Source organism: Mammaliicoccus sciuri (assembly GCF_002901825.1).
GTDB classification, from domain to species: domain Bacteria; phylum Bacillota; class Bacilli; order Staphylococcales; family Staphylococcaceae; genus Mammaliicoccus; species Mammaliicoccus sciuri.
In genome coordinates, this window is the sequence record NZ_PPQD01000030.1 from 2,341 (window position 1) to 24,160 (window position 21,820).

The 21,820-nt window shown below is 32.4% G+C and carries 23 protein-coding genes; 22 read left to right on the top strand and 1 reads right to left on the bottom strand.

Annotated features, from left to right (window positions below; genetic code table 11):
- Together CD035_RS14050 and CD035_RS09865 are read left to right on the top strand one after the other, a co-directional pair.
- On the top strand, nt 1–1,389 hold a 1,389-nt coding region (locus tag CD035_RS14050; RefSeq protein ID WP_219728650.1), incomplete at its 5' end, for a YPDG domain-containing protein.
- 157 nt (nt 1,390–1,546) lie between these two features.
- Entirely contained in the window at nt 1,547–3,145 is a 1,599-nt protein-coding gene (locus tag CD035_RS09865; RefSeq protein WP_048542949.1) for a hypothetical protein, read from the top strand.
- A 61-nt stretch (nt 3,146–3,206) separates the two neighbouring features.
- Here CD035_RS09865 and CD035_RS09870 read toward each other — a convergent pair whose 3' ends face one another.
- Complete coding sequence (locus tag CD035_RS09870) at nt 3,207–3,896, bottom strand: queuosine precursor transporter (RefSeq protein ID WP_048542951.1); 690 nt, start codon at nt 3,894–3,896, stop codon at nt 3,207–3,209.
- 151 nt (nt 3,897–4,047) lie between these two features.
- Between CD035_RS09870 and CD035_RS09875 the strand changes: the two genes are divergently transcribed.
- The 20 genes from CD035_RS09875 (at nt 4,048) to CD035_RS09970 (ending at nt 21,812) form a co-directional block, all read left to right on the top strand.
- The gene (locus CD035_RS09875) at nt 4,048–4,242 is read left to right on the top strand and encodes a zinc-finger domain-containing protein (RefSeq protein WP_049318859.1); all 195 of its coding nucleotides are present in this window, start codon (nt 4,048–4,050) and stop codon (nt 4,240–4,242) included.
- A 10-nt stretch (nt 4,243–4,252) separates the two neighbouring features.
- Nucleotides 4,253–5,377 (top strand): virulence factor, encoded by a 1,125-nt coding sequence (locus CD035_RS09880; protein WP_048542952.1) that lies wholly within the window; start codon nt 4,253–4,255, stop codon nt 5,375–5,377.
- A 3-nt stretch (nt 5,378–5,380) separates the two neighbouring features.
- Nucleotides 5,381–5,818, top strand: a complete 438-nt coding sequence (locus CD035_RS09885; protein ID WP_048542954.1) for a BrxA/BrxB family bacilliredoxin — start codon at nt 5,381–5,383, stop codon at nt 5,816–5,818.
- Nucleotides 5,802–6,602 carry a class I SAM-dependent methyltransferase gene (locus CD035_RS09890; RefSeq protein ID WP_048542956.1) on the top strand — a complete coding sequence of 267 codons (801 nt, stop codon included), beginning with the start codon at nt 5,802–5,804 and terminating at the stop codon, nt 6,600–6,602. Before CD035_RS09885 ends, CD035_RS09890 begins: the two co-directional genes overlap by 17 nt.
- A 407-nt stretch (nt 6,603–7,009) precedes the next feature.
- On the top strand, nt 7,010–7,963 hold the full coding sequence (locus tag CD035_RS09895) for a thymidylate synthase (RefSeq protein ID WP_048542958.1): 954 nt from the start codon (nt 7,010–7,012) through the stop codon (nt 7,961–7,963).
- Between the two features lie 15 nt (nt 7,964–7,978).
- Nucleotides 7,979–8,455 (top strand): dihydrofolate reductase, encoded by a 477-nt coding sequence (locus tag CD035_RS09900; protein WP_048542960.1) that lies wholly within the window; start codon nt 7,979–7,981, stop codon nt 8,453–8,455.
- 1 nt (nt 8,456) lies between these two features.
- Complete coding sequence (locus CD035_RS09905) at nt 8,457–9,206, top strand: lysophospholipid acyltransferase family protein (protein WP_048542962.1); 750 nt, start codon at nt 8,457–8,459, stop codon at nt 9,204–9,206.
- Complete coding sequence (locus CD035_RS09910; protein WP_048542963.1) at nt 9,193–10,035, top strand: DegV family protein; 843 nt, start codon at nt 9,193–9,195, stop codon at nt 10,033–10,035. Before CD035_RS09905 ends, CD035_RS09910 begins: the two co-directional genes overlap by 14 nt.
- The gene (locus CD035_RS09915; RefSeq protein WP_048542965.1) at nt 10,025–10,591 is read left to right on the top strand and encodes a DUF2140 family protein; all 567 of its coding nucleotides are present in this window, start codon (nt 10,025–10,027) and stop codon (nt 10,589–10,591) included. Before CD035_RS09910 ends, CD035_RS09915 begins: the two co-directional genes overlap by 11 nt.
- A 27-nt stretch (nt 10,592–10,618) precedes the next feature.
- Nucleotides 10,619–11,137: a peptide-methionine (S)-S-oxide reductase MsrA gene (gene msrA / locus CD035_RS09920; protein WP_048542967.1), complete on the top strand. Its 519-nt coding sequence runs from the start codon at nt 10,619–10,621 to the stop codon at nt 11,135–11,137.
- A gap of 1 nt (nt 11,138) precedes the next feature.
- Nucleotides 11,139–11,567, top strand: a complete 429-nt coding sequence (gene msrB / locus CD035_RS09925; RefSeq protein ID WP_025906285.1) for a peptide-methionine (R)-S-oxide reductase MsrB — start codon at nt 11,139–11,141, stop codon at nt 11,565–11,567.
- 14 nt (nt 11,568–11,581) lie between these two features.
- The gene (locus tag CD035_RS09930) at nt 11,582–12,085 is read left to right on the top strand and encodes a PTS sugar transporter subunit IIA (protein WP_025906286.1); all 504 of its coding nucleotides are present in this window, start codon (nt 11,582–11,584) and stop codon (nt 12,083–12,085) included.
- Complete coding sequence (locus CD035_RS09935) at nt 12,086–12,307, top strand: YozE family protein (protein ID WP_025906287.1); 222 nt, start codon at nt 12,086–12,088, stop codon at nt 12,305–12,307. It abuts the gene before it with no gap.
- 284 nt (nt 12,308–12,591) lie between these two features.
- Nucleotides 12,592–14,019 carry a S41 family peptidase gene (locus CD035_RS09940; RefSeq protein ID WP_048542970.1) on the top strand — a complete coding sequence of 476 codons (1,428 nt, stop codon included), beginning with the start codon at nt 12,592–12,594 and terminating at the stop codon, nt 14,017–14,019.
- The gene (locus tag CD035_RS09945) at nt 14,019–14,549 is read left to right on the top strand and encodes a GNAT family N-acetyltransferase (protein WP_048542972.1); all 531 of its coding nucleotides are present in this window, start codon (nt 14,019–14,021) and stop codon (nt 14,547–14,549) included. Before CD035_RS09940 ends, CD035_RS09945 begins: the two co-directional genes overlap by 1 nt.
- 2 nt (nt 14,550–14,551) lie before the next feature.
- Nucleotides 14,552–15,619, top strand: a complete 1,068-nt coding sequence (locus tag CD035_RS09950; protein WP_048542974.1) for an undecaprenyldiphospho-muramoylpentapeptide beta-N-acetylglucosaminyltransferase — start codon at nt 14,552–14,554, stop codon at nt 15,617–15,619.
- Between the two features lie 13 nt (nt 15,620–15,632).
- A complete protein-coding gene (locus tag CD035_RS09955; protein ID WP_048542976.1) occupies nt 15,633–16,241 on the top strand; it encodes a phosphatase PAP2 family protein in 609 nt (202 codons plus the stop codon).
- A 645-nt stretch (nt 16,242–16,886) separates the two neighbouring features.
- A complete protein-coding gene (locus CD035_RS09960; RefSeq protein WP_048542978.1) occupies nt 16,887–17,561 on the top strand; it encodes a response regulator transcription factor in 675 nt (224 codons plus the stop codon).
- Nucleotides 17,558–18,934: a HAMP domain-containing sensor histidine kinase gene (locus CD035_RS09965; RefSeq protein ID WP_025905221.1), complete on the top strand. Its 1,377-nt coding sequence runs from the start codon at nt 17,558–17,560 to the stop codon at nt 18,932–18,934. Before CD035_RS09960 ends, CD035_RS09965 begins: the two co-directional genes overlap by 4 nt.
- Nucleotides 18,935–19,025: 91 nt before the next feature.
- Nucleotides 19,026–21,812: a 2-oxoglutarate dehydrogenase E1 component gene (locus CD035_RS09970; RefSeq protein ID WP_048542979.1), complete on the top strand. Its 2,787-nt coding sequence runs from the start codon at nt 19,026–19,028 to the stop codon at nt 21,810–21,812.
- Nucleotides 21,813–21,820: the final 8 nt, after the last annotated feature.

A 21,820-nucleotide genomic window follows, 5' to 3' on the forward strand; every position in this document is an offset into this window, starting at 1 on the left:
GACATGGACTCAGATTCTAACAATGATTCTGGTTCTAACACTGACAGCAGTTCTGATAGTAACTCTACTTCAGATAACAACAGTACATCTGACTCAGACTCTAATTCAGTTTCTGATTCAAACAGTACTTCTGATAGTGACAGTAACTCAAGCTCAACTTCAGATGGTAACACTGATAGTAGTTCCGACTCTAACAGTACTTCAAATTCTAGCTCTGATTCTGATTCAGACAAAGATACTGATGGAGATGGAATCCCAGATAAAGATGACAACGACATCGATGGTGATGGTGTAAGCAATAAAGATGAAGAATTAATTGGTACTGACCCAACTAAAGCTGATACTGATGGTAATGGAATTCCTGATGGTGACGAAGACTTTGACAAAGATGGTATTTCTAATAAAGATGAATCTGATCCTAAGTCAAATACACCAACAGATAAAGACGGTGACGGTAAACCTGATATTACTACACCTAGTCAAGCTGCATCAAATGATCCTGCGTATGGTAAAGATTCAACTCCAGTTAAACCTGGTACTGAGGCTAAAATACCTCAATCTGGTGATAAAGAATTACCACCTGGTACGAAGTTCGATGTTCCTGCAGACAAAGTTCCAAGTGGTTGGACTGTAACTGTAGATCCTAATACTGGTGATTTAACAATCGTTCCACCGAAGGATGTAACACCTGGTACTCAAGTTGATATTCCAGTAACTGTTACTTACCCTGATGGTTCTACTGAAGTTACTTCAGCTAAAGTTGTTGTTGAAAAACCTGCTGACAAACCTGCTGGTAAGACTCAAGCTGACGACAATTCACCTGGATATGGTTCTAAGAATCAAGGTCCTACAACAGTTAAACCTGGTACATCTACTCATATCCCACAATCTGGTGATAAAGAGTTACCACCTGGTACGAAGTTTGAAGTACCTTCAGACAAAGTTCCAAGTGGTTGGACTGTAATTGTAGATCCTAATACTGGTGACATCACAGTAATTCCACCTAAGGATGTAACACCTGGTACAAAAGTTGATATCCCAGTAACTGTTACTTACCCTGATGGTTCTAAACAAACTGTAACTGTTGGTGTAGTAGTTGAAAAAGCTTCTGATAGCACAGATGCTGGTTCTAACAATATGTATGGTATGGATAGCAAAGCTACTGATCATCATGCTGGACATATGGCACAAACTGAACAACAACAAAACACTAACGGTACAGAAAGTTCTAAAGCTAACATGATGAATAAAGGAAACAATACTCAAGCAAATGTATTACCAGACACTGGTGAAACACCTGCTGAAAATGCTACTTTATTCGGAAGCTTATTCGCAGGACTTGGCTCATTATTCTTATTTGGTCGTCGTAAAAAAGAAGAAGAACAATAAAATATAATGAGTAATGAGGGTCTGGAACTTTAATGTTCCAGACTCTTCATTTTTAATTTTAATTAAATGATCATTTTTATATTTGTCTATACATATTTGAATACAGATTGAAAAAAGATTTATATACATATATTGAAGTTGAAAGGAATGAAAGCACGTGAATATTAAAGAGCAAATCAAGCGTATAATAAATGATCATTCAGATTATGAAAGATTATTTATAAGTATTGGCTATCCTAAAGTTAAAGCCGTTGTTAAAAGCTTTAAATTATCGAACAAGAACCAAATGATTAAATTTATAGAAACATATCGTAAGAAGAGTGGTAAAGCAGCTAAATGGATTAAAATTGATATTGTGACATCTGTTGAAGACATTCCATTTGATGAATTAAAAGAAGATTTGATCCATACAACTAGAAATCATGTTGAGTATGGTTTTACATTAGATTACAACTGGAACCTTGCATTTTTACCAGAAGAAATAAATAGCAATGCTTTTATTAGACCTACAAATGAGAAAGGGATATTCATACTTTCTGAGAAAAATATCAATCATTATTTAAGAAAGTATAAGAAGAATTACAATTTATATTTACACAAAGATTATGCAGGCAAAGTAGTTCAGAAATTCTATACAAAGAGTTTCTATATCGAAGATGAACAGGTTATAAATTTAGAACAAGAAGGCTATAAGAAAGGGTTAAGACCAGTAGATAATCTTCCAGTTGAAATTGATCGTATGATTCAAACGAATACAGATTATTTGATGAATCTTATACAAGATAATGGTAAGTATCATTATGGCTATTTTCCACACTTTGATATCAATATCAACGCTTATAACAACCTATGTCATAGTTCAACAACATATGCGTTTATTAAATCATTATCTTATTTGAAGAAGAATGTGAGTATTGCTAAGAAACCAATAGATTACATTATTAAACATTATTTATATAAACACGAAGGTGCAACATATGTATTTGATGATACAAACTATATAAATGAAATTAAATTAGGTCAAAATGCTGCATTTATACTAGCTGTATGTGGTTATATACAATACGGTCGTTCGAATAAGAAGTATTTAAAAGCAGCTCAAAATGTTGCGAAAGGCTTAGTAAACATGATTGATGAGAATGGGGAAACAACCCATGTGTTAAACTATCCAGATTTAACAGTTAAAGATTCATTTAGAGTGATTTATTACGAAGGTCAAGCAGCACTAGCGTTATTAAAATTATATCAACTTGATCAAAAGGAAGAATGGTTAAATGTAGCAAAATTACTTTATGAAAAATTTATTCGAAAATCATATTGGAAACACCATGACTATTGGTTAAGTTATAGTACAGAAGTATTGATTCAAGTAGAACCAGAAGAAAAATATTATCAATTTGCTTTTCAAAATTTAGGAGAACATTTGAATAACGTACAACAACGTCAATCTACAGATCCATTATTACTAGGCATGTTAATGGCTACATATAATATAGTAGAAAGTGCGAAACAACGTGACAAAACTGACTTGGTTGAACAATTTATAGACGTTGATCTATTGATAGATACGATTCACAGAAGAGCAGATTATATGAGAACAGGTTATTTTTATCCTGAAGTTGCAATGTATTTCCAAAATCCAGAGCGCATATTAGAAGCATTCTATATTAAACATGAAGGTTATCGTGTCGAAATAGATGATATCGAACATTACTTAACAAGTTATGTAGAGTATTTAAAAGTATTCAATCAATAAGAAAATCCTACCTTTTCCATTGTAATGGAGTAGGTAGGATTTTTATTGGATTTGTATGAAATTATTCGCTAATCTTACCATTTCTATACATTGATTTAGCAATGTAACCAAATGGTACGTTAGATAATGTTGTGAGCAGTTTTAAGAAGTATGTCGTAAAGAATATTTCAAATACAACATTGTTCGGTAAGTTACCATAAAACGCAATCAATACAAAAATTGCTGTATCTACAATTGAACTTACAACTGTACTTCCATAAGCTCTTATATAGAAGGTTCTATCTGATGAGAATTTCTTCTTAATTAATGTGAATAGTAATACATCTAAATGTTGACCAATGATATATGCAATGATGGATCCAAGTGCAATTCTTGGTACAATATTAAAGATTGTTTCAAGCGCTTCTTGAGAGATATCTTCCTGTGCAGGAATAAACGCTAAAGAGCACTGTAATAATATAACCATGACGATTACTGAAGAAAATCCAAGCCAAACTGCTTTTCGTGCTTGTTTTCTACCATAGATATCGTTTAATATATCTGTTGCAAGATAAATTGATGCGAACATAACATTTCCAAGTGTTGCACTAACTGAAAAGAGTTCTACTGTTTTAATAACCTGTATATTTGCTATAATAGTACCTATAGCAACCCAAACAAACAGACCAGTCTTCCCAAAAATTCTGTATAGAACGAGCATCAATATAAATGTAACGAAGAAAGTTCCAATACCTATTAATTCATTATACATAACTTTGTTCCTCCTAAATTTTGATATAGCGGGTGTTTAGAAACCGCGATAATCGAACTTATCTATTATACGGCTCAAAGTTATAAAAATCAATAAGCTTTATCGTAAACAATTTGTATGATGAATGTTATAATAACGGTCTAGTAAGGGAGTGACACTCATTTTAGCACAAGAAGAGAAACAAGCAATTAAACAAATAGACCAATTGATGGAAACATACTGTAAAGGGTGTTTATTAAAGACGCACTATAGGGAAACAAAAGGTAAACATCAAGCCCATCAGTATTGTATATCGGAATGTTCTATCGGTATACGCATTAAACAATTAGGTAACAAGTTGCAATAAGGAGGATATTATGGAAATTGTTAGAGTTGAACCGACACCAAGCCCAAATACGATGAAAATCGTTTTATCATTTAAGAAAGAAGATAGGTCTTCAAATACTTATACTGAAGTGAATGATCATAATCCAGAATTCATTAACCGTATTCTTCAATTAGATGGTATTAAATCTGTATTCCATGTTATGGACTTTATCGCTGTAGATAAACGTCCAAAAGAAAACTGGGATACTTTACTTAAAGATGTTACATCAGCCATCTCAGGTTCAGATCAAGAAGGGGACTTTGCTGAAAATCAAGTAAATGAACATTTCGGTGAAGTAAAAGCTGAAGTCTTAAAGTTTAAAGGTATACCTTATCAAATTAAATTAACAACTCAAGAAGAAGAAAAACGTAAACAACTTCCTGAAATTTATATTGATAGTATGCTAAAAGCAACGAAAGACTCAGATAACGTTGTCTTTTTAAGAAAATGGGAAGATTTAGGTGTACGTTACGGCGAAGTAGAGGAAGTATTAGCAACCGTTCAAGAAGAAATATTAGCTTTGTACCCTAAAGAGAAATTAGAGGCTTTAGTTGAAGAAGCTTTAACAAGTGACATTACCATTCCTGAAAAGCAATTTGTACATGTTGATAAAGAAACGTTTGAACAAGAAGAGGATTGGAAAGTAAAATTAAGAATGTTAAATGACTTTCCAACACCAACAGAAGACGATTATCCATTATTAGATGTCGCGTTAAATGATGAAAAGCCTCAAGTACGTAGAATGGCAATCGTGCTATTAGGTATGATTGAATCAAAAGAAACATTACCTTATTTATATAAAGGTATGAAAGATAAAGTTGTTTCTGTTAGAAGAACAGCTGGTGACTGTCTAAGTGATTTAGGTTTTAAAGAAGCGTTACCAGTAATGATAGAAGCATTAGAAGACCCTCAGAAAATTGTAAGATGGCGTGCAGCTATGTTTATATTTGATGAAGGTGATGAAACTGCATTAGAAGCATTGAAAAAAAGACAAGACGATCCAGCATTCGATGTTAAATTGCAAGTACAAATGGCAATTGAAAGAATCGAAAATGGTGAAGAAGCATTAGGTTCTGTTTGGAAACAAATGGCTAATAGAAAGAAAGAGGGATAAAATATGAATGCATATGAACAATACATGAAAGAACTCGCTCAACCAATGAGAAGTGAATTAACTGGACAAGGCTTTGAAAGTTTAGAATCAGCAGAGTCAGTTAAAGAATATATGGAGAACGCACAACCGAATGAAACAACATTTATCGTCGTAAACTCTGTATGTGGATGTGCAGCTGGTTTAGCACGTCCTGCAGCTGTTACAGTATCCCAACAAAATGATAAAAAACCTTCTAGAATTGCTACAGTATTTGCTGGACAAGATAAAGAAGCAACTGAAACAATGAGAGAATATATCGCACAAGTACCATCAAGTCCATCTATGGCATTATTTAAAGGTAATGAGCTTAAATACTTCATGCCACGTGAACATATTGAAGGAAGAGATATTCAAGAAATCTGTTTGGATATTAAAGACGCTTTTGATGAATACTGTGACTAATATTCGTATCACAACTGCCGTTAGAACAAATGCATCTCTCTACAAACAAGTAGAAGATGCATTTTCTGTGTTATCTCAATTAGAATCCATACAGAATGTTCAAATCATAAAGCGAAGAAAATTAACGATTAATCAATTGTTTCAACGAGATACGACACCATTAATTGTATTTGAAAGTAGTGGACCTAAACTATATTTCACGCCAGATACACCAATATATTTTCATTTAGATACTGTCAAAGTTAAATTGCATATGATGAAACAACATAAGATGCCCGTACTAATTGAAATGTTAGATGAAATAACAACAGACTTTAAAACATTTAATTTCATAGATGGCACAATGGGATTTGGGCGAGATACTTATTTAATATTAAAGCATTATCAACAAGCAAATGTATATGCAATAGAACAAAATCCACTTATCCATTATGTTATTTCTGAAGGCATGAAACGCTATTTAACAGAAGATGAATTAAGACGAATCCATTATATAAATGATGATTATCACAATTGGATCAAACAACATCCCGAATTGATCGACATCTTATATTTAGATCATATGTTTGAACAGACACTTGATGAAGACGATAGAATGGGGGAACTTTCACGCAATATTGAAATACCTTCAGAAATCAAAAGTGTATCTCACTTCAAATATTTAATCGTAAAAGCACATTATAAAAGCGAGATTTTTAAACAGTTTAATACGATACAATGTATTAGGAAAAGTACTAAAACACATTATGGACTGAAAATAAATCAAGATTATAAATATGAGTGATGGTGGAGAATAATATAAGAAAGTCTTCGTGCGCTATGGCCTGTTTTAGTGCCTAGTCGCACGATATCTTTGAGTCTTCGTGCGCTTACATTCTTAATTTAAACATCACTTAATTCTATACCATTATATACAAAAACTGGGACAATCTCTTGTCCCAGTTTTTGTATATTACCCCTTATTTATACTATTCTGTAATGCACATACTGATCATATAGCATAATAATAAGAAAAAGCCTAAAGTAGCAAAAATTTCATTCATTGAAATAGCCTCCTTCGTTTTGTTAGCACTTTGTTCATTTATAACCATTATACCTAATAATCTGGAAATTTTCTATATTATATCAGTAGTAAATTATCGCTAATTTCGTTAATATAGTAACAGGAGAATATTAAAAAGAGGTGCTCAAATGAATAACTTTGATAAAGCGTATCACGATTTATGTAAAAGGGTATTAGAAGAAGGCGAGAATAAGGACGATAGAACGGGTACGGGTACGATTTCTATATTTGGTCACCAAATGAGATTTGATTTATCTGAAGGTTTTCCGTTATTAACAACTAAAAAGGTTTCTTTTAAATTAATTGCAACAGAGCTTTTATGGTTTATTAAAGGCGATACAAATATAAGGTATTTATTACAATATAAGAATAACATATGGAACGAATGGGCTTTTAAAAAATGGATTGAAAGTAATGACTATGATGGTCCTGATATGACAGACTTTGGTCGTCGCTCTTTAGTAGATGATGAATTTAACGAACAATATAAAGCACAACTTGCGATATTCAAAGATAAGATTCTGAATGACGATGATTTTATGATAAAATACGGTGACTTAGGCAATGTTTATGGTAAACAATGGAGAGATTGGAAGGATCAAGATGGTAAACGATTTGACCAACTTAAGACTTTAATTGAAAATATTAAACAAAATCCTAATTCAAGACGCCATATTATTTCTGCTTGGAATCCAACTGAAATAGATACAATGGCATTACCACCATGTCATACATTATTCCAATTTTATGTAAAAGACGGAAAATTAAGCTGTCAATTATATCAACGAAGTGCAGATATTTTCTTAGGTGTACCTTTTAATATTGCGAGTTATAGCTTATTAACACATTTAATTGCTAAAGAATGTGGATTAGAAGTAGGCGAGTTTGTCCATACGTTTGGAGACGCGCATATTTATAAAAACCATATAGACGCAATCAATGAACAACTTTCAAGAGATTCTTACGATGCACCTAAACTTAAGATCAACACTGATAAATCATTGTTTGATATTGAATACGAAGATTTAGAAATTGACGGTTATGAATCACATCCAAGTATTAAAGCACCTATTGCAGTTTAAAAAGGAGTAATATAAATGAAATCAATAATAGTTTGTCATGATCAAAATCGCGTAATTGGCTTAGACAACAAGATGCCATGGCATCTACCAAATGACTTAAAAAGAGTTAAAGCATTGACGACTGGAAATACGATCGTGATGGGAAGAAAAACATTTGATTCTTTAGGTAAGCCATTACCGAATAGACGTAATGTTGTATTAACGACAAATCCATCATTTGAACACGTTGATGTCGATGTGATTCATTCTTTAGATGAAATCGATCAACTCGAAGGACATATCTTCATCTTTGGCGGTCAAGGTCTTTATGAACAAATGATGGACCGCGTTGATGATATGTATGTAACAGTAATAGAAGATAAGTTTCAAGGTGATGCCTTTTTCCCTCCATACGACTTCAAAGATTGGACGGTTCTTTCATCTGAATCTGGCGAACTCGATGAAAAAAACACTTTACCACACACTTATATGCATTTGGAAAGGAAAAAATAGTATGTTAAGAACGACGAAAACACTCGGTTATATTGTAGGTTATGCTGCACTTGTATCTTCACAATTAAATAAAGTTAAGCATAAGAAGACATTGATAAATGATATCCGTAAACAAGATGAAATGATCTTTTTATATGCGAAAAGATGGGCTTCACGTATTCTAGATTCAGCTGGTGTTACGTCACACTTGTCTGGCAATACAGAACCATTTGATGAGCCTGTATTATACATTTCAAATCATGAAGGTAATTTTGATATTCCTGTATTAATTAATCATTTACCGCAACCATTTGGTTTTATTTCAAAGACAGAAGTTCAAAAAATTCCGTTTTTAAGTCCATGGATGGAAGAAATGAATTGTATATATTTAGATCGTTCAAATAGACGCGCAAGTTTACAAATGATAAAAGATGGTATTAATAAATTAAAAGAACAACATTCTTTATTAATTTTTCCTGAAGGTAGTAGAAGTAAAGGTGGAGAAATGCAAGAATTTAAAGCAGGTTCTTTTAAATTAGCTAAATCAGCTAAAGTTAAAATTGTACCTGTTGCGATTTATGGGACATCTAACATTATGGAAGCTCAAGATTCTAAAAAAATGGTCCCTGGTGATGTTTATGTACACATTCTAGACCCAATTGAGCCTTCTATTTTTGAAGATAAGACCATGCAAGAAGTAAGCCAATTTGTACAAGGAAAAATTAGTAATACTGTTCAATCATTAAAGGAGAATCATTATGTCAAAAATTAAAATAGTTGTTGATTCGACGACAGATTTATCAGCAGATTTTTTAGAAGAAAATAACATTACTGTCGTACCCCTAAATATACTAATCGATGGTGTTACGTACGTAGACCAAGAAGATATTAGCTCAACAGAATTTCTAGAAAAAATGAAAGACGCTAAAGAATTACCTAAAACAAGTCAGCCTCCAATTGGTAAAATTGTTGAAACCTATGACGCGTTAGGGACAGATGGTTCTGAAATTATTAGTATTCATATGACTTCTGAGTTATCTGGTACATTTAGTGCAGCTCAGCAAGCAGCTCAAATGACAGAAAGTAAAGTTACAGTTGTGGATAGTAAATTCATTTCATTAGCTTACGGATTCCAAATTGAAGAAGTCGTGAAGATGATCAACGCAGGTAAAACTGTTGAAGAAATCGTCGAAGAAATTGAAGTGATTAAAAATAATTTAAGACTATTTGTAGTCATTGGTAATATCGACAACTTAATTAAAGGTGGTAGAATCGGTAAAGCGAAAGGCTTACTCGGTTCATTGATGAATATTAAACCAATCGGCGAATTGATTAACGGAAAAATCGAAATGATGCATAACGCAAGAACGCAAAACGCTATTGTTAAATATTTAATGAAAGAATTGGATGTCTTCTTAGAGAAGAAAGAACTTATAAAAATAGGTATTGCTGATGCGAATGCAGAACAATTGATGACGAAATTGATGAATACAATTAAAGAAAAGAAAAATTTCCACTTATTTGATACTGCAGTGACGACACCAGTCGTTTCAACGCATACTGGTGAAGGTGCTATTGGCGTGTTCTTCTATGGAAAATAAACATTGGATGAATCATAGAGCTTGGTTTTATGCTTTTATTATATTAATTATTCTAATACTTGGTGCTCTAGCTTATGTATGGTCTCAAATTTCAGACGATACAAACCATCAAACAATCAACACAGAACAAACTAAGAAAGATTTCACCATTTCTTTTGATAATGCACAATTAGAATCGTTAATGAATGCGTCTATGAAAGATTATGACATTCAATCACGCATAACTAAAAAATCATTGTCATTTGATACACGTACTAAAATTTTAGGTAAAGATATTGATATAACACTTCAAACGAAACCTAAAAAGTTAAATAACGATACAATCTATTTCAAAATTCAATCGATAGATATTGGGAAATTAAATATTTCAAATCCATTTATTCTATCTCAAATCAATAAATATAGTGAACTTCCACCATATATTCATGTAAATCCTAAAGATGAATCATTCAATTTATCTTTAAATCAGTTGGAGATTGATAATGTTGAGTCTATACAAATTCAAACATTAGATATTTCAGACAAAAAATGGTACTTTGATATTAAGTTAAAGTAACTTAACATCATTAAAGGAGGTACAACTATGGCTTATGCAACGTTAGCTGGGGGATGTTTTTGGTGTTTAGTTAAGCCTTTTAATGAATTCCCTGGTATTATTGAAGTGACTTCCGGATATAGTGGTGGTCATGTTGAAAATCCAACTTATGAAGAAGTTTGTACAAATCAAACTGGTCATGTTGAAGCTGTTCAAATTGAATACAATGAAGATGAAACAGACTTTGAAGCTATATTAGATATATACTTTAAGACCTTTGACCCAACAGATAATAAAGGTCAGTTCTTTGATAGAGGGGAAAGTTATGAACCTGTTATTTTCTACCACGATAAAGAACAAGAAGAAATAGCACATAACAAAATCAATCAATTAAATGAACAAAATATTTTTGATAAACCAGTCATTACGCCAGTTAAACCATACAAGAACTTTTACCCTGCGGAAGACTATCATCAAGATTATTACTTGAAGAATCCAGCACATTATCAAGGGTATCAACAAGGTTCTGGACGTAAAGCATTTATAGAAAAGTATTGGGGGCGTTAAAATGCTAAAAAAAAGTAAAGATGAATTAAATGAAATGGAATATCTCGTAACACAACAAAATGGTACAGAACCACCTTTTCAAAATGAATATTGGAATCACTTTGAAAAAGGTATTTATGTAGATAAATTATCAGGTAAACCATTATTCACTTCAGAAGAAAAATTTGAGTCTGATTGTGGTTGGCCAAGTTTTTCAAAAGCATTAGATGATGAAGAAATCATCGAACTTGTTGATAAAACACATGGCATGATCAGAACTGAAGTACGTTCTGAAGATTCAGATAGTCATTTAGGTCATGTCTTTAATGACGGTCCTAAAGAATCTGGCGGCTTAAGATATTGTATTAATTCAGCTGCTGTACAATTTATTCCATATGATAAATTAGAAGATTTAGGGTATGGAGAATTAGTAAATCATTTTAAAAATTAGAGGAGTCGATTGTAATGTTTAAAAAATTATTTGGCGGTAACAAATCAAAAGATACAAATGTTGAAGTATTTGCACCAATTTCAGGTGAATATGTAGCAATTGAAGATATTCCAGATCCAGTATTTGCTCAAAAAATGATGGGTGAAGGATTCGGTATTAAACCAACAGAAGGTGTAGTAGTTGCACCATTTGATGGAGAAGTTGTGAATGTATTCAAACCTTCAAATCACGCTGTAGGTATTAAAGCAGCAAACGGATTAGAAGTATTGGTACACGTAGGTTTAGAAACTGTTCAATTAGGTGGAGAAGGCTTTGAAGCACTTGTTAATACTGGTGATACAGTTAAACAAGGCGACGAGTTATTAAAATTCGACATCGAAACAATCGAATCAAAAGTAAAATCAGTAATCAGCCCTGTTATTATTACAAATACAGATGACGCTGAAGAAATTAATATCGAAAAATTAGAAAGTCTAGTTAAAGGTGAAACTAAGGCTATTGATGTGAAAATGAAATAAATGAAACAATATTCTTTCTATCAATACGCACTAACAAAACGAAGTGAAAAAAGCGAAGTAGGTAAGTTGGCAGATTTAATCTTCCAAGACTTATCATTTCCAAAATTCACAAACGATTACCACACACTTTCAGATTACTTAGAAACAGAAGCCATGTTCACACAACCAATGAGCGTCTTCGATGACTTATTCGAATCTTATGAAGAGTGGTTGAAATTCTAAGGTAAAATAAAACACCTCATTTTCAAGCGGAAATGAGGTGTTTTTTCGGTTTGTGTAGTTGGATGATGGGGCCTAACTATCATTATTCTGAATTCTGGTAATTAGACGGGCCATTCTTAGAGACATTTCTCAGAATTTCGTCCCTAACAGAACCCGTAATACTCACGATATGAACATTTTTCCATATTAATTCGTTCACTTTGCTGTTTGTCACACCAAAGTGTTTTTATTTATATGATTTAACTGTTAAAATAAATTATATTTGACAAGAAAGTTGTGAGTAAATGAAACCTTTTAAAAAGAAACAAAGTCGACAAATAACGCTTCCTTTATATAAGTTATTAATCATATTATTTGTTACGGTCTTATTAACTGCTGTTGTGTCTTATGCTTCGTATAAATTTGGTTTATATTTTGGCAATGACCAACAAAAAGAGCTTAATAAGATTGAAGAGGCTTATAAACAAATTAATAACGACTATTACAAAGATGTTGATGACGACAAATTAACTCAAGGCGCTATTGATGGTATGATCAAATCTTTAGATGATCCTTATAGTGAATACATATCCGCTAAAGATACAACAAGTTATAACGAAGAAATTTCTGGTGATTTTGTTGGAATTGGTGCAGAAATGGAAATGCACGATGGCTACGTTAGGATTACTAGTCCTATGAAAGATTCTCCTGCTGAAAAAGCTGGCGTAAAATCTTTAGACGTCATTACGAAAGTTGATCATGAATCGATTAAAAATAAATCGTTAAATGAAATCGTCAATAAAGTAAGAGGTAAAAAAGGGACAACTGTTACGTTAACAATTAAACGAGAAGGTAAAGAACCTTTCGATGTTAAGATTAAACGTGACAAAATCCACCTTACAAGTGTTGATTATACGAAGAAAAAAGACACTGGCATAATTGCAATTTCTAAGTTCCAAAATAAAACAACGAAAGAATTACAATCTGCATTGAAACAAGCGAAAAAAGACAAAGTAAAACATGTTGTTTTAGATTTAAGAAACAATCCAGGTGGTCTATTAGATGAAGTCGTGACGAGTGTTAACTTGTTTGTTGATAAAAATAAACCTGTTATATATTTAGAAACGAAAGGTGATAAACCACAAGCAGTTGAAACTGAAAACGACAAAATGTCTGGCATAGGTGATATGGACTATACAGTACTCGTTAATAAAGGGTCTGCAAGTGCTGCAGAGATATTCGCTGGCGCATTACAAGATTACAAAATTGCAGATGTCCTAGGTACAACGACTTTTGGTAAAGGTATCGGACAAGTTCATAAAGAATTTAGCGATTCTAGCATTTTAAAATATACAAACATGAGATGGTTAACACCAAATAAATCTTATATTCATAAAAAAGGTATTCAACCAGATAAAACCATTAAAGCACCTAAATATGAAGAAATAGAAATAATCGATCCGAGCAAGACTTATCAAGAAGGCGATCAATCTAAAGAAATTAAATCAATTAAGATTGGTTTGAACGCTTTAGGGTATAATATTAACAATGAAAATGACCAATTTGATGCCCAATTGACATCACAAGTTAAAACATTCCAAAGTGACCATGATTTAACTGAAAATGGTATTTTCACAGATGATACAACAAAGAAATTTATTGAACTTTTACGCAAGAAAATCCGTAGTGAAGATAAACAACTTGATGAAGCAATTCAATATATGCATAAGTAATGGGGGAAAGTAGTTTGAGAAAAGCAACAAGATCAGATATTCAACATATTAATAAATTAACAGAAATGGCTAAATCTATTATGGAACACGATCAGAACCCTCAATGGGATCATCGTTATCCATTAGAGAAGCATTTCTACGAAGATATAGATAATGGAGACTTATATCTATATGAAGAAAACAATGACATTGCAGGATATATATGTGTCAATCAAGTACAAGCCGAATGGTATAAACAATTTGACTGGCCAGCTCGTACCGACGGCGCATATGTCATTCATAGAATGGCTACAAATCCTGAATATAAAGGTGTCGCAATGAAGATGATGCAATTTGCAATTGATATTGCTACTGAAGCAGGAACACCAATTATCATAACGGATACATTTTCACTTAATAAACGTGCACAAAGACTGTTTGAAAAATTTGATTTTATAAAAATGGGTGAATATGAAACAGATGAGTTTCCATTTGATAAGAATGCACCATTTTATGCATATTATAAATTGATAGAGAACGAGGAGAAATAAACATGAAGAAGATAGCATTTACCGGTGGCGGTACGATAGGACATGTTGCAGTCAATTTAGCACTAATCCCTGAAGCACAAAAACGTGATATCGAAACAATATATATTGGATCTAAAAACGGTATCGAAAAAGAAATGATTACTGACTCTGCCAAAGATACGAAATATATTCCGATATCAAGTGGTAAGTTACGTCGATATTTATCTTTTGAGAATTTAAAAGATGTCTTTAAAGTATTAAAAGGTGTATTAGACGCTAGAAAAGTATTAAAGAAAGAAAAACCAGATTTAGTCTTTTCTAAAGGTGGATTCGTCAGTGTTCCAGTTATTATCGCTGCCAAATCATTAAAAATTCCTTCAATTGTACATGAATCAGATGTTACACCTGGTTTAGCAAATAAAATATCCATGAAATTTGCTAATAAAATGTATACAACTTTTGAAGAAACTTTAAAATATGTACCTAAAGAAAAATCAGATTATATTGGTGCTATTATTAGAGAAGATTTAAGAGATGGCTCTAAAGAAGAAGGCTATCAATTAACAGGCTTTAATGATCAATTACCTGTACTACTGATCATGGGTGGTAGCTTAGGTTCTAAAGCATTAAATAAAGCGATTCGAGATAATTTAGATTATTTAACAAAGAAATATCAAATTATTCATTTAACTGGTAAAGGTCATGTTGATCAAAATATTAAAAACGCCAACTATGTTCAATATGAATTTGTTTCAAATGAATTGATGCACTTCTATGCGATTACTGACACTGTCATCAGTAGAGCAGGCGCTAACGCTATTTATGAGTTTGCGACATTAAAGTTACCAATGTTATTAATACCACTTGGTTTAGATCAATCAAGAGGCGATCAAATTGATAACGCTAAAATTTTCGAGAAAAATGGATATGCTAAAGTATTACAAGAAAAAGATGTGAGCCAATCTAATCTGATCAGTCAACTTGATAAATTAGAAAATGAACGAGAAGATATTATTGACAAAATGTCACATTTCAAAGAAAGTTATACGAAAGAAACACTATTTAACAAAATTGAATCAGACATAAAGTAAAGGGGGCAATCGAATGAGCCAAGCAAACCGTACTTTACTATTACTCATATTTAGTTTGATATTTGGAGTCATCGCGTTTTTCCATGAATCCAGACTCGGTAAATGGATAGATAATGAAGTTTATAACTTTATTTATTCAACTGAAAGCTTTATAACGACTTCTATAATGCTTGGTTTTACTAAATTAGGAGAAGTTTGGGCTATGATTGCCTTATCACTCATTGTGATTTGTTACTTAAAACTTAAAAAATATAACATTGAAACATTATTTTTTGCAGTTACGATGATTTTATCAGGTACATTAAATCCACTTCTTAAAAACATATTTGACAGAGAAAGACCAACTTTACTTAGACTGATAGATATATCTGGATTTAGTTTTCCGAGTGGACATGCAATGGGATCCACCGCATTTTTCGGGTCACTTATATACGTAATATTTAGAGTGGCAAACAAATCTATACGACCGTATTTGATGGGATTATGTGTAATTTGTATCGCAATGATATCATCGTCACGCGTATACTTAGGTGTTCATTATCCAACTGATATAATCGCAGGCATTATCGGCGGTGTCATTTGTATATTGTTAACTCAAAGTACGTTACGAAAGAAATTATAGATGAGTATGGAACAGGGTGAGCTGTTCCATACTTTTTTTGGATTAAATAGGGGATGTGCGGATGTTATTTCGGGCGATGTGAATATAGTAGTTCCGTTATGAACAAGTTTGGTCGAAAGTGTTCATAAGGATACTAGTAATTACACTTCTTATGAGTTTTGTAATTAAGGATACCGTTATTTGCAGTTCTTATCAAAAGTGCTAATACTGGAACCGTTATTTGCAGTTCTAACCCGAACTGCTCATAACGCTCTCTCATTTAAATAAATCCATACAAAAAACAGCCACAGTGATTTGGACAGAATCACTGCGGCTATTTTACTTTTATGGGCATAAAAGGGGGTTATAGAAAATGTTCAATCCATACTTAGAGGGGGAACTCTTTTATTTGATTGATAATCATTTTCAATTACTATTATAACCAATTGAGAATGAATGTCAATTAGTTATTTAAAATTTTTACTATTTTAAATGATAAAATAGTGATGCTCATATATAATGAACATGTTAAACTCGAAAATGTTATCTTTTACTAGAGGGGGAACTCTTTCATTGATAATCATTTTCAATTACTATTATAACTAAATGAGAATCATTGTCAATTGAAAATTGAAAACTTTTATAATTTTATTACGAGGTGGCATTATGAAAAAAATACTCATCATAGAAGATGAACAAAATTTAGCGAGATTTATAGAATTAGAACTTAAGCATGAGGACTATGAAGTGGAAATATGTAATGATGGAGAAAGTGGGCTAGAGCAAGCTTTATCTGAAGATTACAATTGTATATTACTAGATCTCATGTTACCGAAAATGAACGGTCTTGAAGTATGTAGACGTGTTCGTCGTGAGAAAGATACACCGATTATTATGATAACGGCTAAAGGCGATACATATGATAAAGTTATTGGTCTTGATTATGGCGCAGATGACTATATTGTTAAACCATTTGATATTGAAGAATTATTAGCGAGAATTCGCGTTATTATTAGAAGAAATGTCACGGTTGAACCAGTAAGTCATACAATTACTGTTAATGATTTAACAATCGATAAAAATGCTTTTTCCGTATCTATACATGGTGAATCTGTTGATTTAACGAAGACTGAATATGAATTATTATTATTACTAGCTGAAAATCAAAATTTCGTCTTACAAAGAGAACAGATTTTAAATCATGTTTGGGGTTACGAATCAGAAGTTGAGACAAATGTTGTGGATGTATATATTCGTTATTTGCGTAATAAGCTTAAACCATTCAAAAAAGAGAATATTATCGAAACTGTTAGAGGAGTGGGATACGTGATTAGATCATGAAACAACAATCATTAAAAACTAAATGGATGATGCTCACTACGACGATTACGTTTATTATATTTGCTTTATTTAGTATGTTTATCATTTATTTCATTAGTTTATATTTGAAAGACCAAGAAACAAGCACAGCAACAAGAAGCACATATGACACAATCAATTTATTAAAGACTAAGACACTCGGTCAAATTACTTCAACTGATATAAATGCAACGATTACGGATAATCAAAAGCTTGTTCTCTATGATAGATTTGGTAAACCCATTTTTGAAGAAACACACAATAATGATTTGGATTATACACCTAAGTTTGAACGTGTGAATCAACTTAAAATTTATGAAACGAAACAAGATAATAAATCATATATTGTGGTTTATACACCTGTAAACACAAGTTATTTCAGTGGATATGAAGCCGTTGTTCATCCGCTAGCAAATTATGATGCCATTATTAAATTTATGATTATATTAGCAACTGTGTTTGGATTAACGGCATTATTCTTAATTGCATTAATTAGTTATGTATTCTCATCGCAAATTACAAAACCTATTACGATATTGTCTGATAAAATGAAACAAATTCGTAGAGACGGTTTCCAAGAAAAACTTGAAGTACCCACAAACTATGAAGAAACCGACGATATGATCCAGACCTTTAATAGAATGATGGAACAATTGGAAAGTTCTTTTGACCAACAAAAACAATTCGTCGAAGATGCTTCACATGAATTGAGAACGCCGTTGCAAATTATACAAGGGCACTTAAACCTCATTCAAAGATGGGGTAAAAACAATCCAGAAGTATTAGAAGAATCTTTAGATATTTCTATTGAAGAAATGACACGCATCACGAAACTCGTCGAAGAATTACTTTTATTATCGAAAGATGCGAGATCTAGTACTGGTGATGAAATTGATATTGTCGATATCAATTACGAAATAAATTCTAGAATTAAATCATTAAAGAAATTGCACCCAGATTATACATTTAATTTCGAATCAAATTACAATGCTATTAGAATGAATATCAATCGATTTCATTTTGAACAAATGTTATTAATCTTTATTGATAACGCTATGAAATATGATAAGAAAAATAAAAACATTGAAATTGTTACCAACTTAAAAAACAGAAATATTACAATAGATATTATTGACCATGGTGTGGGCATACCTCAAAAAGACTTAGAATTCATATTTGACCGCTTTTATAGAGTTGATAAATCACGTTCAAGAAAAGAAGGTGGCAATGGACTCGGCCTTTCAATTGCTAAGAAATTAGTCAATTCTTATGATGGAATTGTGAAAGTAGAAAGTGTTGTGAATGAGTACACAAAAATATCAGTTGTATTTAAAGAATCTTTTATAAACAAATAAGTTCAATATTGTCAAATTAGCCTTTAACTCAATACTGTTAAGTGCTAAAATGGAAATGTAAACGGTTTATAATTTTCTTGGAGGGTGGAACATGAAGAATGATAATCATGTCGAAGCACCTGTAAGATTTGGAACTAACTTAGGGTTAATGTTAGAAATGTATGATAATTACGTTAATGATCCAGAGTCAGTACCGGAAGACTTGCAAGTGTTATTCGATGAATTAACAAGTAACAACACAGGCGCTGGCCTACAATCAAGTACTGGGGTGGACAACTCAAGTGTCAAACGTGTAATGCGTTTAATTGATAATATCAGACAGTATGGACATTTAACTGCAGATATTTATCCAGTGTACCGTCCAGAAAGAAAAAACGTACCTAAATTAACACATCAAGACTTTGGACTATCAAAAGAAACTTTGGAAAAACTTCCAGCAGTTATCGTATCAGATCACTTTGATGGAGAATTTAACAATGCATATGAAGCAATAGAATATATGACTTCTTGTTACCAAGGTCCTATCGCTTTTGAGTACACGCATATTAATAATAATGAAGAACGCGTATGGTTGAAGAGATATATCGAATCAACACATACGATTGAAATTTCTAAAGAAGAAAAAATCGAACTATTAAAAAGTTTAGCTGAAGTAGAAGGCTTTGAAAAATATATCCATAAGAATTTTGTAGGTGCTAAACGCTTCTCAATCGAGGGTGTAGATACATTAGTACCAATGTTACAAAGAGTCTTAAAACGTACGAATGCGGCAAACATACCAAACATCCAAATTGGTATGGCGCATAGGGGTAGATTAAACGTTTTAACTCACGTATTAGAAAAACCATATGAAATGATGATTTCTGAATTTATGCATAAGAACCCACTTATTTTCTTACCGAAAGATGGTTCATTAGAAATCACAGCTGGTTGGACAGGCGATGTTAAATATCATTTAGGTGGTACAAAGACTACAAGTAAATACGGTATCGAACAATCGATTACTTTAGCCAACAACCCAAGTCACCTAGAAATCGTTTCTCCAGTCGTTCTTGGTAAAGCGAGAGCTAATCAAGATACAACAGTTGATGCTGGAAGACCAAGTCAAGATGTTAACAAATCACTTGCTGTCTTAATTCATGGGGATGCTGCATTCCCTGGACAAGGTATTAACTTTGAATCTATGAACTTAAGTAACTTAGATGGTTACACAACTGGTGGTTCATTACACATCATTACAAATAACAGAATTGGTTTCACAACAGAAGCAGAAGATGGACGCTCAACAACATACTCAACAGATGTTGCAAAAGGCTATGACTTACCAATTATCCATGTAAATGCAGATGATGTTGAAGCAACTGTTAAAGCAATTGAAATGGCAATGGACTTCAGAGAGAAATTTAACAAAGATTTTGTAATCGATTTAGTTGGTTATAGACGTTATGGACATAACGAAATGGACGAACCATCTATTACAAATCCAATGATGTATAAAGCCATTAAAGAACATCCATCTATTGAACATATTTATGGTAAACAACTTGTCGAAGAAGGCATTATTACAGAAGACGAAATGAATGGCATTTTTGACGATGTAACGAAACGCTTAAGAGCTGCTCATGACAAGATTGATAAAGATGCTGAAATGGATAATCCAGAAATGACTTTACCTGACAACATCAGTGAAGGACAAGATTATGAGTTAGCAAATGCTACTTATGAAGAATTAAAAGCGATTAATGATGCAATGTTTGATTATCCAGAAGATTTCACGGTATTCAAGAAGTTAAACAAAGTATTAGATAGACGCCGTGAACCATTTGAAAAAGACGGTTTTGTAGACTGGGCACATGCAGAACAACTTGCATTTGCGACAATTTTACAAAATGGTACACCAATTCGATTAACTGGACAAGATTCAGAACGTGGAACATTCGCACATAGACATGCTGTGTTACATGATGAGAAAGATGGAAAGTTATTTATTCCCTTACATCACGTACCGAATGGAAAAGCATCATTTGATATTCATAACTCACCATTATCTGAAGCCGCAGTAGTTGGTTTTGAATATGGTTATAATGTTGATCATCCACAATCATTTAATATTTGGGAAGCACAATATGGTGACTTTGCAAATATGGCACAAATGATATTCGATAACTTCTTATCAAACAGCAATGCTAAATGGGGAGAAAAGAGTGGTTTAGCTTTATTCTTACCACATAGTAATGAAGGACAAGGTCCTGAACATTCATCAGCGAGATTGGAAAGATTTTTACAATTAGCTGGTGAAAACAACATGACAATAGCAAACTTAACAAGTGCTTCTAACTATTATCACTTATTAAGAAGACACGCTAAATATCTTAACACAGATAAAATGAGACCATTAGTCTTAATGTCACCAAAAAGCTTGTTAAGAAACAAAATTGTTTCTCGTCCAATTGATGAGTTCACTAAAGGACAATTCGAACCAATTTTAGTTGAACCATACAAGAAGACTAAAGTTAAGAAAGTTATTATTTCATCAGGAAAAATGTTTATTGACTTAAAAACTGAATTACAAAAAAATCCTAACGATGAACTTTGTTTAATTGCACTTGAACAACTTTATCCATTCCCTAAAGAAGAGATAAAGAACGTTCTTTCTGAATTCAGAAATCTAGAAACAGTTCGCTGGGTTCAAGAAGAAGCTAAAAACCAAGGTGCTTGGTCATTCGTTAGCTTAAAACTTCAAAACATTCTAGAAGATCGCAAAGTAGAGCTTGAATATCATGGCCGTAAAGTACGTTCTTCAACTGCAGAAGGCGACGGCGAAATATACAAACTTATACAAAGTAAAGTAATCCAAGAAGCATTAAAACATAATTAGGGGGAAAT

Bases quoted from the DNA above. Each gene is read 5' to 3' on its own strand.
- CD035_RS09870 (WP_048542951.1), bottom strand. From the start codon at position 3,896: ATGTATAATGAATTAATAGGTATTGGAACTTTCTTCGTTACATTTATA.
- CD035_RS09880 (WP_048542952.1), top strand. From the start codon at position 4,253: ATGGAAATTGTTAGAGTTGAACCGACACCAAGCCCAAATACGATGAAA.
- CD035_RS09885 (WP_048542954.1), top strand. From the start codon at position 5,381: ATGAATGCATATGAACAATACATGAAAGAACTCGCTCAACCAATGAGA.
- CD035_RS09890 (WP_048542956.1), top strand. From the start codon at position 5,802: ATGAATACTGTGACTAATATTCGTATCACAACTGCCGTTAGAACAAAT.
- CD035_RS09895 (WP_048542958.1), top strand. From the start codon at position 7,010: ATGAATAACTTTGATAAAGCGTATCACGATTTATGTAAAAGGGTATTA.
- CD035_RS09900 (WP_048542960.1), top strand. From the start codon at position 7,979: ATGAAATCAATAATAGTTTGTCATGATCAAAATCGCGTAATTGGCTTA.
- CD035_RS09905 (WP_048542962.1), top strand. From the start codon at position 8,457: ATGTTAAGAACGACGAAAACACTCGGTTATATTGTAGGTTATGCTGCA.
- CD035_RS09910 (WP_048542963.1), top strand. From the start codon at position 9,193: ATGTCAAAAATTAAAATAGTTGTTGATTCGACGACAGATTTATCAGCA.
- CD035_RS09915 (WP_048542965.1), top strand. From the start codon at position 10,025: ATGGAAAATAAACATTGGATGAATCATAGAGCTTGGTTTTATGCTTTT.
- msrA (WP_048542967.1), top strand. From the start codon at position 10,619: ATGGCTTATGCAACGTTAGCTGGGGGATGTTTTTGGTGTTTAGTTAAG.
- msrB (WP_025906285.1), top strand. From the start codon at position 11,139: ATGCTAAAAAAAAGTAAAGATGAATTAAATGAAATGGAATATCTCGTA.
- CD035_RS09930 (WP_025906286.1), top strand. From the start codon at position 11,582: ATGTTTAAAAAATTATTTGGCGGTAACAAATCAAAAGATACAAATGTT.
- CD035_RS09935 (WP_025906287.1), top strand. From the start codon at position 12,086: ATGAAACAATATTCTTTCTATCAATACGCACTAACAAAACGAAGTGAA.
- CD035_RS09940 (WP_048542970.1), top strand. From the start codon at position 12,592: ATGAAACCTTTTAAAAAGAAACAAAGTCGACAAATAACGCTTCCTTTA.
- CD035_RS09945 (WP_048542972.1), top strand. From the start codon at position 14,019: ATGGGGGAAAGTAGTTTGAGAAAAGCAACAAGATCAGATATTCAACAT.
- CD035_RS09950 (WP_048542974.1), top strand. From the start codon at position 14,552: ATGAAGAAGATAGCATTTACCGGTGGCGGTACGATAGGACATGTTGCA.
- CD035_RS09955 (WP_048542976.1), top strand. From the start codon at position 15,633: ATGAGCCAAGCAAACCGTACTTTACTATTACTCATATTTAGTTTGATA.
- CD035_RS09960 (WP_048542978.1), top strand. From the start codon at position 16,887: ATGAAAAAAATACTCATCATAGAAGATGAACAAAATTTAGCGAGATTT.
- CD035_RS09965 (WP_025905221.1), top strand. From the start codon at position 17,558: ATGAAACAACAATCATTAAAAACTAAATGGATGATGCTCACTACGACG.
- CD035_RS09970 (WP_048542979.1), top strand. From the start codon at position 19,026: ATGAAGAATGATAATCATGTCGAAGCACCTGTAAGATTTGGAACTAAC.